The organism is Rhodococcus sp. LB1 (assembly GCF_001583455.1).
Classification (GTDB): Bacteria; Actinomycetota; Actinomycetes; order Mycobacteriales; family Mycobacteriaceae; genus Rhodococcus_F; species Rhodococcus_F opacus.
Genome location: NZ_LTCZ01000246.1, coordinates 22055 through 35211, shown reverse-complemented (window position 1 = coordinate 35211; position 13157 = coordinate 22055). Strand labels below are relative to the sequence as shown.

The window sequence follows — 13157 nt, the reverse complement described above, 5'->3', positions numbered from 1 at the left end:
TGGCTGACCGACAGGCTCGCGGCGCAAGTCGCCGTTCCGGTCACGACCGAGCGTGGGCCCGGCGTGCAGTGGGGACAGTGGGCCACCGCGAATGCGAAGGTCGTCGCCGACGTGATGATCGGCTGCTCCGGTTGCCCGCCCGATACCGATACCCTCATTCACCGAGTCGCCACCATCCACCAGACCGCGATCACCGATGACAACGCCGTCCCCGTCACCCCCGACACCACTGTCTGGGTCACCCTCACCAAGGCTGGAGGCAGCTGGCTCATCGACACCATCCGGTACTGAAAGCAGTAGCCCACACCGAGTTCGACAACGCCGCCCTGCGGCAACAGGAGGGGAAACCAGATGTCCAACCGCAGCCGCGCATTCGTCGGCCTCGCACTCACCGGCATGATCGCCGCGGCCATGACCGCATGCTCCGGCTCGCCGGGCGATGACGGCCGGCCCGGCACCGTGACGCCGGCGGCGTCGGCGGGCGGCGTTGACGGATGGGACGGCAACATCGCCATCGGCGTCGGCAACCGCAAAGGCATCGACCTCGTGACCCTTCCTGCCCCGGACCAGGTCAACGTCCAGTGCCACGACGAAGGCGACAATCTCACCGTCGATGTCACCGCACCGAACGGGTGGCACTCCACCCTCACCCACGGATCCCAGACGATCACGGTCGAGAACGAGACCCTCAACTATCCCGCTCACGACTTCGCCGAATCCCAGGGGGCAATCGATGCGGTCAATAACGTAAGCCGAAAGTCCGAGTTTCCGATCGGAGTCACCTGGGATCAGCCGGCCGTTGGCGATGTGGAGATCCAGGTCGACGCCGACACCCCGCCGCACTGGATGGTGAATTCCCCGTACGAGGACTTCGACATGTACATGCACATCAGCTGCGGCCTGAAGTAAGAGCCGACGCGACGCACCTTCCGAGGGGACGTGTCGTCTACGCAGTTCAAAGCATCAATTGAGCGGCCACAGACCGCGATCTAGGCACCCCGGGGCTTCACCGCCAGCACCAGGACAAGCGTCCGATCTGACGCCCTCCCTACTGATGCGTAAGATAGTGCCGCGCCTTCAGGTGTGAAGGTTTCCCGGTTCTTGACGACTTCGGTTCCGGATGTGGCGGCCGGCATGGATCAGTGCCTGGTCACACCTGCCTATTACCCGGTGGTGCTAGCTATGTCTGGTGTTCGACGTATCCATCATCTGAATTGCGGATCCTTCAATTCGCTCGCAAGCGGCCCCATGGTCTCGCATGTCCTGCTGTGCGAGACGAACGACGGCTTGGTCCTAGTCGACAGTGGAATCGGTAGGTCGGATATTGCCGCGCCGAAAAGTCGGCTCGGCCGCGTCGCCCTGGCCCTCGGGCCGGCGTTGCGCGTGGAGGAGACGGCCGCACATCAAATCGAAGCCCTCGGCTACCAACTCTCGGACGTGCGCCACATCGTGGCGACGCACCTGGACTACGACCACATCGGTGGCGCACTCGACTTTCCCCACGCAACAGTGCACACGACAGCCGCCGAACTCCGCACCGCGCAAGCGCGGCGCCGCCTCCCCGAGCGACTCCGGTATCGCCGCCCGCACGTCGAGGCGATCACCTCGTTCCAGACGTACGACGGGACCGGAGAAGAGCTACTCGGCCTTCCCACCGCACACCCGATCCTCGGAGTCGAAGACGTGTGGCTCGTCCCGATGCCCGGACATTCCATCGGCCATGCCGGTGTCGCAGTCCGAACCAGCAACCGCGGTTGGCTGTTTCACGCCGGGGATTCCTTCTACCATCGAGGAGCACTATCCCCCAGTCGATCTGCACCAATAAGTCGCGCCGCGATCCTGGGTGCGATCGAGCTGACTATGGCCTCAATTCCCGCGAAAGTCCGTGCAAATCACCAGCAACTCCGCAAACTTGCGCACGACCCCTCACAGCGAGTGTCCGTCTTCTGTGCGCACGATGCGGTTCTGTTCGATCGGCTTCGCGCAGAACAGAGCCCGATTTTCCCCTGACCCAACGCTTACATAGGGTTGAGGTTGATGGAGGGGAGTTCTACGTGACAGACGTACTCGAAGGCCGCCAACAGAATGGCGCCCCGGAAACCGGCAATCAAGGCTGGGTAATTTTCGAAACTCTCGGTGTCGATGCAGGTCAGGAGCCTTGCGTCGTCTCCGAAGGCGGTCTCGCGCGCGACTTCGCGAGCCGGATGAAAAGGAGCTGGAGCGTCGCGACGAACCGTGGCGACGCCGCCAAACTCCGCGAGGCCGCACAGAAGGCCATCAGCGCCGTCCTCAAAGCCCGCAAACCACTCCATGATCGGGTTTGGTTGTCGCAGAACCGAACCGCGGTATCTTATGCAGCCCCCATCCTGTCTGCGAATGGGGAAATCTTTGGCGTGCAGGTATATATCGCAGCGGCCGGAGAGGCGCCGCCCCCTCCACGTACTGTCGGGACCTTCGAGTGGGATTTCGCCACGATGCGCTCCGAGCACACCCTTATCGTTGAGGAGAAGATCCTCGGTATCGACACCACCCAGCCCAACCGCAGCCTTCCCGAGATCTGGCGCTTCTTCACCGCCTTCGACAAGCGCGACGCCTACACCGTGTATGTCGGCCAGATCGGCCACGGCCAAATAGAGCCAAGCCAGCCTTTTGCGGCCGAGATCAGCCTGGAGGGCGACGACAAGGTTCTACGGTGCGTGCACATGACAACCCGGGGCCGCGAGATCGGCGGCCGGAAGACTATCGCCGGCCTCATCCACGACCTCTCCGACGAGACACACCCCAAGCGGGATTTCCACCGCGAATACAGCAAGACCCAGGCCATGACGATCGAGAAGTCGCTTGCCGAGCCGATGGGCATCGGATACCTGGAGCTGATCACGGGCCTGTTCCTGGAATGGGATGTCACACCTCCCGGACCGCTCGCTCGCTGGACCACCGAGGTCGCTGAGATCCACGAGAAGAGCCGAGATGCATTTCTGCATGCCCGGGAATCACTTCGGAACGGCGATGCCCTCAGCCTCGACGTGGTGCTGTTCGTCCGGTTCTCCGAGTCAGAGGCGTGGACACCCGCCGAGCTGACCATCACCGGAGTGGCTACAGCCAGCGCCGAGCACGGCGTAACGGTCGTGCAAGCGATGGTGCTGGTACGCCCCGGCACCGGCCCTATCTGCTGGTAGTACACCATTCAATAACAGCGGCAATCGATCTCGCCCGCCCCAGTGTGCTGGGCGAGATCGACACACCGCCCGGATCGTTCGGTTGCAGAGTTCCTGCGGACTGCTAATCTGATGTCCGCGCTCCCCACCCGGGAGTTTCCTGAGGCTTGTCGTAGTCGGCTTCAGAAGAGGCAAAACAACGTGTGGCACACGTGTATCTTCTTGCGCCACACCGGTCCCGGGGGTGGGTTATGCCGATTCGAGCAACCGAGCTACTTCTCTCAACGCTCAGCGTTGCGAGGAAGTGGAACCTCGGGGTGTCGACGCAGAAATCGTCCTTCGCCGGCCGATCGTTACGCCTCAGCAGCACTTCCCCAGCAGCCCTGCGCCCGACTGCACAATCCTCAGTCGAGTGGCGGCCGGGCGCGCCCACGCTCGTACGCCGCTCGAATCTCGGTAACGGACACTCCGAGTTCGCCGGCAAGCCGTTCAGCGACAGCATCGCCGAGCTTGGCGTGTCCGCGTTCGAGAGCGGCGAGGAGAGATGTCGACACGCCGATGATCCCGGCGAGCTGGGCTTGGGTTCGGCCAGTCAGCTCGCGCAGCGTGCCGAGCTTGCGTTCCTCGACGGGGACATCTATCACTTCGTCCATCCGCAGTCCGAGGATCTCCACGACCCTCATCAATCGATCGACCTGAGGGGTCGATCGACCCACTTCCCATGCCGAGATCGTGGCCGTGCTCACATCGGCACGCAGGGCGAGTTCGCCCTGCGCCAAGTGCTTGTCGATACGCGCCTGGGAGAGCCGGGAAGGCACGAACCCATCCAGTGTTCGCCGGCTCATCCTGGGCAACCTCGCATAACGAGCCATGCTGCCCGACCTCCAGGACTGTTGTCACAAAAAAGTACGATAGACAAGAGCGTTAAGGTGTAAGACTATATTAGAATCCCAAGGGGGATGAGCACCTGACTTCCCCCACACAACAAGAAACCCCCCGATCGCTACCAACGATCAGGGGGCCTCGACCGGAGCGGGGCTGCAACCCCTTGCCGGTCATAGCAGATTGGAACCTCTGCAATGAACACGTTAGCTGGCGCTCTAATAGAGCGTCCCAAGAAGCGCCTATCCGCAACCCGATCGTTGGCAACCGCAAGTGCCGCTGACCTGGTACGCATCACGTCCCTGCACTCGACAATGGACGGACGCTGCACCGGATGCGGCTATGAGCCGACCATCATCAAACCGCTGTGCCCAGAGGCCGCGGCAGCACTACGTGAGTTGACACAGCGCGATACGAAGACAGGCCCGCGCGGAACTCAGTTTTCGAACTCCTCGACAAGCGATCTGCTGGCCTCATCACTTCAACACCGCCCAACCTCTACCGGCCGGTGCCTGCGCTGCGGATTCACCTACACCGCCGGGTGCGAGGACTGCCCAGCACTCCGCGCTATTCGGAGGGAGCTTGAGAGCCGCGGCGTCACACCGATCCGACCAGAGGCCCAAGATTCGGCACTCTGCTCTGGCCGAGCGCAGGCATGGGAGATCGAGGGGCAGAGCGCAGCCCAGCTGCGGCGCGTAATTGACGCGTGCAAGCAGTGCCCGCTCCTCGCCCAATGCCACACCGAGGTCCTCCGGGCAATCGAACAAGGTGAGCCGCCGCGAGGGATGATCGTCGCCGGCGACGCCTACGACCTGCGTGGAAACCGGATCGAACACCGCCACCTGGCGCGATACGAAGCAGTGGCCTCGGGCTCTCGAAGTCGATGGGATACGACGCGGGCTGGAGTCGCAGCATGACCGCCCCCACGCCCTGCTCGATCGACCCTGAATCCTGGGACCTGGATGCAGGTTCCTACCGCGCCGGCCTCGACGCCCAGGCCGAATGCCTGCGGTGCCCGCGACTTGCCGCCTGCCGGAGAGAGGTCGCGGAGTTGACCAGCGCAGGTACTCCCCCGCAATCGATGATCTGGGCGGCAGTTGCGTACCGCCACGACGGCGGAGCCATCCTGACCCGCCGTGACCTGCGCGCCTACTACAACCGGAGTGAAGGCCAGCGTGAGGCCAACCGGGGGGTGGCGGCATGACATCACTTGTCGATCGCGTCTACTTCATGGCCACTGGTCAGCTGGAGTCCCCTGCCACTGAGGGCCCCTCAGCCATTCGTTGGGGTTGGATCGCCGACCTCTATGCCCACCCGCAGTGGGGTCTCGTCACGGTCCCCGGGTTCTCGCAGGCCGAGGCGCAGACTGTCGCCTCCCTCTGCCGCGCCACACCGATCGGCTCGGTCGACTCGATCTCCGCACGCTGGAACGTCTTCGAGCAGCTGGCGGCGATCAAGCTCGATCGTGCGTCGTCCGATTACGCATGGGCCGCGGTAGCCAACTCGTCGATAGATGCCCGGGACTACTTGGCCGGCGGCGACTTCAGTGGCGTCGAGACGGTCACCAGCGCCTTCTGGGCGCATCTCGCCGTTCATCCGACGGCGGTCGCCGAGAACCGGATCTCAATGGCAATCGAGGCGTGGACCACCCGTTTCCACAGCTCAACGAGAGGGGCAGCCGCATGACTAACCTCACCGCCACCGACCGCCATGGACACGAGTGGGAACTCATCCCGATGCAGAAGATGGTCTGCGCGCGACGGGTCGCCGAAGTGGATGACGTCACCGTGCTCGACGCCGAGGACCTCATCCACGACCACGGTCCGCTCCTGCTCTCCGCAGGTCAGTCCGGATTCGGCGTTGGAACACGCGACGCGCTCCTCGATGTGATTGATCTCGTCGCATCGGACCCGGAAACTGCCTCGGTCGACCAGGTCCGCGAAGTCGCGGCCATCGCTCAGCGCATGCTCGCCTCCCAATCAGCGCCGAAGTCGGTGCGCCGAGCGCAGGCTCCGGCGTGAGCAAATTCGTCACAGATGCATCACGCGTGCCTAACCGATCGGTGCCAGCGAGCGTGGTGAGATGGTCGATGACCTGTGTCCAGAGGGAAGGGAGTGATGGCTGTGGCTGAGTGACGAAACGGAACGTCCTCGATACCTAATTTCATCAGCGCAGACCCTCAGAGACACGGAAAACCCCCTGGTGGGGGTGGTTTCAAGTCAGGAACCGCGACCGCGGATTTCGTCGAGGAGGACTTGGCAGGTCCTCCTACCAGGAGGGTGAAGGCCTTGGCAGGGCCATCACTTTCTCTCTGAGGTGAGTTTCGAAAGCTCGAACTTTCGAACTCGTACTGCATCCCCGAAGGGACTTTCACACACCGTGAATACGTCTCAGGGTAACTCATACCCTGAATCAGCATCCAGAACTCAAACATCCACACTCGGCGTGTCGTCCGACACACCGGTGCAAGCAGTCGATCCTGCTCCCGATGCGGAGTGGGCCGCACTCGTTGACGCCGCGCACCGCAACGTTGGCGAACTCGAACAGTTCAACCATGCGAGTGGTCAGCGTGGCAGCTCGTGGGCACTACCTGTCGCTGACGGCACGTACCGGGATATCCCGGTGTGGTCGGGTAAGGGTGCGTGGCTGCGACAGGTTCGCCACGCGGTAACCAACACCGAGATCGGCAGAGCCGCGGTCAAAAAGCGCCGCATCGGCGTTGAAACGATGGTCGCGGTCGCGGCCGCCCACGCCCGATTCGCCCAGTCAACCACCGGACGGGGCATCACTGCTTCGGTGGCCACGATCGAGCGGGTGGCAGGGGTATCCGAATCTGTGGTCCAACGTGCACGGCGCGTGCTCCGTGACCTGGGTATGGGCTATGAGGTCGTCCGCGGTCGCCAACTGCAGACCCGTGAATTCATGGCCGCCGAGTTGCATCACGGCGGCCACCAGCGCGGAGCTGCGAGCGTGTGGGCCCTGTCGAGCCCCCGATGGATCATCGAGGTCACTCCGCAGCCAGTCGCCGCTAAGCGGCGCTCCCCCGCCCGCTCAGTGCACCGGGCGCAGACGCATCAGCAGCGCCGCCAACGCCAGCAGGCAGCAGCCGCCAAAGCCGCGGCGAGTAATCCCCAGCTCAGCGAGCGGGACACCCTATCTCTTGGTTCTTCAGTTCTTGAGAAGTTCTCTCGTAAGAGAGAACTCACCAAGCGCGCGACGCACGCAGGAGCAATTACCACCAACACGCACCGGCACCTGCACACCCAACGCGCGGCCGCACAACTCGCCCGCCTCGCCCCCGCACTGACGCCGGATGGGCACATCGGCCAGCTCGTCGACGTGCTCGTACGCACCGGTATCGACACCACCCGCTGGACCGGCCGCGACATCGCCGACGCCCTCACCCACGATACCCAGAACCGTGGATGGACCTGGCCGGACGCGAAGAGCTGGCGCACCGGCGGCTACTCGGTCCAAAACCCCGTCCGATACGCCCACATGCGACTCTCACGCATCGATTTCACCGGCCCCTCCCCAAGCCAGCAGCGAGCCAGCATCGACGCCCAGCGACGCGCTGAGCAGGCAGCACGCGCTACCGAGGCTGCGGAGGCCCGATCCCGGGCGGCAAGTGCCGAACACCGCGCGGCGCTGCGCGCGAATTGGCGCACACTCGCTGCAGACGCGAGCACCACACGCCCCGGAGAGGTCCACGAATGATCACCGCCACCACCAAGCCGTCGTGTGTTCAGTGCACTGGCACCAAGGAGTCCTCGGTGAAGGCATGCCTCGAGCGCCGCCTGGTCGACGTAGCCTCGACCGCGGCTTCCGGAAGCGGCACGGAGAGCGTCACTGCGCGGATTCCCGCTGACACGGAAGATTCGGCATAAGGTACCGGAAACGACTCGCGTTCACCCCGCACCTACTTCGAGGACGGAGCCCCACGTGTCGACGAGCCAGACGAAGACGCCAGCCAAACGGCGCCGCTCCCCCGCTCGCCAGCAACGAACGGAGCAGGTCAGCAGGAACTCCGACTCGGTCCGCGAACGGCTACGCACCGGGGCCACCACCGTCGTCGTCGACACCGCCGGCAGCGAGATCGAAATCGAACTCGACGACCGCACGTTCGCCAAAGCCAAGAGGAACGAGTGGACCATCCGCATCATCGGTACTTCTCTGGTTCGCATCCACCTCGACACCCCGCTCCCGGAGACCGCGCAGATCGTCGCCACGGACGCTGCCCGCCTCCAGATCACGGGCCAGGTGCGGCTCTACGCCTACACCAACACCGTCGTCGACGCGTTCGACCATTGCGTTGTAATTGCACGCAACCATGCCGGCATCAACGCATGCGACAACGCTCAGATCAACGCGACAGACAACACCTTCGTCAACGCCTATGACAGCGCGGTGGTCTACGCGGAGGGAGATGCGGTAGTCCACGCCAGCGGCAACACGCACCTCGTTCTCAGGGACAACGCGCGGGCGACCACTCAGCGCGGTGTCACCGTCCAGGGGCCCTCCCGCAAAAATGTCTCCGTCCGACGCTGAGATCCGTTCGTAGGCCCGTTTCCATGGGAAGCAGTCCAAGAAAGACATGCTGAGTTCCGGGAAGTCGTGAAAGTTGCTGGACCCGGGCAATATGTTTTCGCCCCTCCCCCACGGGAGTGGTCAGGCCTCCGATGCTTGTCGAAACCTGCGCCTGGAACGACCCTGCGTAGGAAAATTTCCGGCCGAACTGACCCCTGCAAGGCTCTTGGCAGCTTCTGGAATAGTAGCTGACCTGGTGTTACGCAACATTAGAAGATATTCGATGAGCAGAGTGCACCCCAGGTCAGCTTCTTCTATATGAGATTCGGATAGCAGACGTGATCTGAGATTTCCTTAGATAACCGCATGTCACTGCTGGTTATATGCCCTTGCGGTACATACCATCTGACTAGCCAACCGAAGCGAACTGAATATATGGGCGGTAGTTATAAGCTAATATAAGCTTATATTAGTTCCCATATGGGAGAGAGGGAGGGCCATGACGATCACTGCGATCGCAAACCTCAAGGGTGGCGTGGGAAAGACGGCGGTCGCCGGCGGGCTCGCGCATGCCGCTGCCGCAACCGGCCGGACCGTCCTGCTGGTTGACGCGGACATGCAGGGCAACTCCACGAAGCACCTCACCGGCTACACGACAGCTGAGCCGTCGCCGCATTCGCTCGCGGATGTTCTCGACCGTCAGACGGATCTGCCGATGCGGGACGCGATCGTCGCCGCGCGACGGGAAGAGATTCACGTCGTGCCGTCGGGCTTCGCTGAACTTCAAGCGGTCTCGGACCAGCTCGGCACCAAGCCCGGGGGAGAGATGTCCTTCGCCCGTGCTCTCAAGCCGGTGTCCGGCGACTACGAGCACATCCTGATCGACTGCCGTCCGGCGATTGACCTTGTTTCCCGGAGCGCCCTGTACGCCGCCGACAATCTCCTGATCGTCGTCAACCCGGAACACGATGCGGTCGACGGCCTTAATTCGCTTCAGACAGCTCTCGAAGACCTGGCCGAGTACATGGACAAGGTCCTCCCAATCGCGGGGATTGTCGTCAACAAACTTGACGGCCGTCGCAAAGATCACGCGGAGGTCATCGACTACCTCAAGGAGTACGGGGCCGCGGACGGTATCGCCCTGCTTGGCGACCCGATCATGCACAGGGGGGATATCTCCAAGCTGACCAACGTCGGCATGGGTTTCGACGAACACCCCTCCAATCCGGTCTGGTCCCGCAACCTCCATAACAACTTCATCGAGATCCTGGAGAAGGTGGCCCTCTGATGAGCAAGATTCCCCAACCTGCCCGACCCGTGCCTCGTAGTACGCGCACCCCGTTCGCTCAGCCCGCGGCAACGACGACCGCAACACCAGAGGCCGTTGCATCGGAGTCGCCCGCAACGTCGTCTGACGCGCCCGCAACAGTCGCTCGCTCCGCAACAGCGCCTGCAACGCCGCGGCAACGCAAAGCCGCATCGACGCCGGTGAAACCGGCAACAGAGAAGAAACGCAAGGCTCAAACCACCGACATCCTGCTGTCGCTGGAAGAAGAGCTGAAGGACCGCATGGTCGCCGCACTCGAACACACCCGCCCCCGGACTGGGATCAAGAGCCAGCAGGTGTTCATCCGCACCGCGATCGACCAGCTATGCACCAAGCTCGAAACCCAGTACAACAACGGCGAGCCTTTCCCTGCGCCCGCTGACGAGATCGCCATATAACCCCTATGGGCGGGCATCCACCATATGGGCTATATGGCGCAACGTTGCGCAGAAGAGAATATGGCGCCTGCCAGCACAAACAGCATTGCGTAGCAACGGCCGCAACGGCCGCAACGAGAGAGACCCCGCCGGGGCCTAGCCGGCGGGGCCTCATCGACCGGGACCCCGTGGAAGGAAACCCCGATCTATGAATGACCTTAATCTCAAGGCTGCACGAATCCAGCTCCGCGCCCTGATCGCGGCCCTGGTCGTTGCGATCCTTATTGCGGTGGGCATCACGGCAGGTGCCTTCGTACTGTCCTTCGCAGTGCTTCGCGACCTCGCGTTGCAGGCCACCCTGCCGTACTGGCTCACCTGGATCTTCCCCGCGATCGTCGACGGCGCAATCTTCGGCGCAACGATTGCCGTCGTTGCACTCAGCAAGATCAGCGGCAGCTCGGCAGGCAAAAGGTTCTTTCTGGGACTTGCGATCGCCGTCGTACTGATCAGTGTGATCGGCAACGCCGTCCATGCGTACAAGGCGGCCGAGATCTCCGCACGCAACGTTGCGGCCGGCATCGACTTAGGCTACATACCGCTCGCACCCACCGGGGCCGCTCTCATTGCGATCATCCCGCCCCTGTTGGTTCTGGCCTTCACCCACGGTGTGGGCATCCTCATCAAGGCAATCGGCACCGCCCACAGCGAATACGCAGAGGTCGTCAACGCCGCCCGGCTGGTGCCCGCAATCGCCGACAACACCCCTGAGCGCAACGTGGAGACCGTCCACAATCCTGCCTCGGTGCGCTACCGAGCAGAATCCATTGCGCGCGACCACGACGTTGCGCAGGCATCGGCCGTTGCGTACTCGCCGATTGCTGAGGCTGGCGACCCGGCGGCGCTAGCGACATCGGTCGATGCCGAACTGTCGGTCGAGGACCAGACCACCATTGCGACCGACACGCAGCCTGTTGCGCAGGTCCCCGAACCGATCGTTGCCGACGTTGCCGACGTTGCGGACCTGGGGGAGTGGGGCGTTGCAGGCAATGCGCTGGACGAGGGCTCCCAGGAGATCTACGTGTTGCCGGACGAGGAGCAGACCATCGAGAATCTCCTCGACTTCATCGACTCGTGCGACTTCGAGCCCGTCGTCAAGGAGACAGCGCGTCTCCGGATCACCGAGAACCTCAGCTACGCGGAAATCGCGACGATTACCCGGGCCAAGGCGGCATCCACCGCAATGCGCCGCTTCGTCAAGGTCGAGCAACGCGCTGTGGAGGCCGGATTCCGAACCCCGCCGCTGCCCGAGGTCGACGACGCAACCGATAACCGCAATGCGGCAACGCCCGACCAGCAGTACACGTTGGTGGGGGCACGCTGATGTCCCGCCCGGGCAAGAGCGGCGACGATCAGTTCGCGCTCTTTGACCTGACCGCCGGCGAGGCGGACGAGGAGGAGGTGCCGACGGACGTCGGTGCGGCAACAACGACCACCGAAACCGACGTTGCGTTGCAACACTCACCCGTTGTGGACGCAACAGAAGCCGACGTTGCGCTCCAGGAGGACGGCGACGAAGCAACATCGGAGGCGGACGCAACGGACGCCGGTGTTGCCGACGATGCAGCCGAGTCGGCTGCAACGCCGACTCCGGTGTGGGAGTCGTTGCCGGTGGGGGAGGACGCCGACGGGCACGCCCTGATCGTGACCGCCGCGGGCACCGCACACGCCGTCCGGACGGGAGCTGACCGGCCCGGTCGACTCGGTCGAGAAACTCGACAAACTGATTCGCTGGGCCGCCCTGAAACCGTTGGGTGCGCCACCGCAGGTGTGGATCGTCGGCCAGGTCGCTTGCGAGGCATTGGGGTGGGTGATCGACCCGGGCAGCGAAGACGACTTCGACGACATGGAAGCGCTGCGCACCCGCGCCGCGTCCGACCTGACCGCCGTCCTGCACGCCACCCTCACCCCGATGCTCAACGCAGGATGGGAGCTGCGTGGCGATCCCGGACACGTGGTGCACCTGTCCCGCTCGATCGGGAACTTCACCTCGATGGTCGATGTGGTGATCGAGCCGTACGTATGGACCTATTGGAACAAGGACTTCGGCTGGAACAACCGGGTCGGCGAGATGGGGATCCTCGGCTCGCCCACCGCCGGAACGTATCTCCCCGACGACGACCTGCCGGCCGCGCGTGAACTCGGTCGCCGGCTGGCGTGGTCCGCGAAACACCTCGGCGTGCTCCCCGGCCCGACGCCGGCCCGCACCGGCGCCGCGATCCTCGACAAGATCAAGCGCGAACGCACCCGATCGGGCAAGGGCATCGTGGTGACGACCCGCCGGACCGGTGCCGCCGCTCGACGGCGCCCCGCGCGGCGACCTCGAACCCGCTGTGGGTTGGACCCGAGTGCCGGACGCGGAGGACCTGGACGGCACGAGCCGGTTGGTGTCGATCGACCAACGGGCCGCGTACCTGGCCTCGGTCGGCATGCTCGAATTCGGCTACGGGCAACCCCAACACCTGACCGGTGGGGCGGCGGACGCGGCGGCGGTAGGGGACAAGGGTTCCCCGTTCGGACTGTGGCGGATCACCCTGCCGCCCGCGCAGACACTGTCACTGCCCGAAAAACTCCCGTTGCCGCATCCGCATATGCTCGCGGACCAGCCGGTGCAGACGTGGGTCACCTCCGTGAGCCTCGACGGGTTGTGCTCACCGGTCGCGGATGGGGGGATCGGTGCCGATCTCGACGACCTCGACATCACAAGTGGGCGAAGATCCTCCGCGAGGCCCGCAAGGCCGCGGTGGACACCGAGGACGTGGCGACGAAACGGTTCATCGGCTCCTGCTACAAGGGCTACATCGGGCGGATGGTCAACCCGGACATGTG

General features: G+C 63.8%; 12 protein-coding genes and 2 pseudogenes. 13 read left to right on the top strand and 1 reads right to left on the bottom strand.

Going from position 1 to position 13157, the window contains the following annotated elements:
* The 4 genes and pseudogenes from AZG88_RS52950 to AZG88_RS52050 all read left to right on the top strand — a co-directional run.
* Positions 1-291: pseudogene (locus AZG88_RS52950) on the top strand (hypothetical protein); the annotation flags it as partial.
* Positions 292-351: 60 nt separating this feature from the next.
* On the top strand, positions 352-909 hold the full coding sequence (locus AZG88_RS28080; protein ID WP_061699783.1) for a hypothetical protein: 558 nt from the start codon (positions 352-354) through the stop codon (positions 907-909).
* 339 nt (positions 910-1248) lie between these two features.
* Positions 1249-2010: an MBL fold metallo-hydrolase gene (locus tag AZG88_RS28075; RefSeq protein ID WP_061699782.1), complete on the top strand. Its 762-nt coding sequence runs from the start codon at positions 1249-1251 to the stop codon at positions 2008-2010.
* A gap of 44 nt (positions 2011-2054) precedes the next feature.
* Entirely contained in the window at positions 2055-3179 is a 1125-nt protein-coding gene (locus AZG88_RS52050; protein WP_156517644.1) for a GAF domain-containing protein, read from the top strand.
* Positions 3180-3562: 383 nt separating this feature from the next.
* Here the strand turns inward: AZG88_RS52050 and AZG88_RS28060 are convergent, their stop codons facing one another.
* Positions 3563-4003 carry a helix-turn-helix domain-containing protein gene (locus tag AZG88_RS28060; RefSeq protein WP_063886898.1) on the bottom strand — a complete coding sequence of 147 codons (441 nt, stop codon included), beginning with the start codon at positions 4001-4003 and terminating at the stop codon, positions 3563-3565.
* Positions 4004-4953: 950 nt separating this feature from the next.
* On the opposite strand from AZG88_RS28060, the gene AZG88_RS28055 reads away from it, so the two are divergent.
* From AZG88_RS28055 to AZG88_RS28015, 9 genes and pseudogenes are all read left to right on the top strand, one after another.
* The gene (locus AZG88_RS28055) at positions 4954-5244 is read left to right on the top strand and encodes a hypothetical protein (RefSeq protein ID WP_054249034.1); all 291 of its coding nucleotides are present in this window, start codon (positions 4954-4956) and stop codon (positions 5242-5244) included.
* The gene (locus AZG88_RS28050; protein WP_061699778.1) at positions 5241-5726 is read left to right on the top strand and encodes a hypothetical protein; all 486 of its coding nucleotides are present in this window, start codon (positions 5241-5243) and stop codon (positions 5724-5726) included. Before AZG88_RS28055 ends, AZG88_RS28050 begins: the two co-directional genes overlap by 4 nt.
* Positions 5723-6061: a hypothetical protein gene (locus AZG88_RS28045; RefSeq protein ID WP_061699777.1), complete on the top strand. Its 339-nt coding sequence runs from the start codon at positions 5723-5725 to the stop codon at positions 6059-6061. The genes AZG88_RS28050 and AZG88_RS28045 overlap by 4 nt, the downstream gene beginning before the upstream one ends.
* Before the next feature lie 424 nt (positions 6062-6485).
* Complete coding sequence (locus AZG88_RS28040; RefSeq protein WP_061699776.1) at positions 6486-7757, top strand: hypothetical protein; 1272 nt, start codon at positions 6486-6488, stop codon at positions 7755-7757.
* Between the two features lie 225 nt (positions 7758-7982).
* Positions 7983-8588: a hypothetical protein gene (locus AZG88_RS28035; RefSeq protein WP_061699775.1), complete on the top strand. Its 606-nt coding sequence runs from the start codon at positions 7983-7985 to the stop codon at positions 8586-8588.
* A gap of 478 nt (positions 8589-9066) precedes the next feature.
* Entirely contained in the window at positions 9067-9855 is a 789-nt protein-coding gene (locus tag AZG88_RS28030; protein WP_061699774.1) for a ParA family protein, read from the top strand.
* On the top strand, positions 9855-10292 hold the full coding sequence (locus AZG88_RS52945) for a hypothetical protein (protein ID WP_197487949.1): 438 nt from the start codon (positions 9855-9857) through the stop codon (positions 10290-10292). Before AZG88_RS28030 ends, AZG88_RS52945 begins: the two co-directional genes overlap by 1 nt.
* Positions 10293-10479: 187 nt before the next feature.
* Positions 10480-11652 carry a DUF2637 domain-containing protein gene (locus AZG88_RS28020; protein ID WP_061699772.1) on the top strand — a complete coding sequence of 391 codons (1173 nt, stop codon included), beginning with the start codon at positions 10480-10482 and terminating at the stop codon, positions 11650-11652.
* Positions 11652-13157, top strand: a pseudogene (locus tag AZG88_RS28015) (hypothetical protein); the annotation flags it as partial. The gene AZG88_RS28020 and the pseudogene AZG88_RS28015, both read left to right, overlap by 1 nt.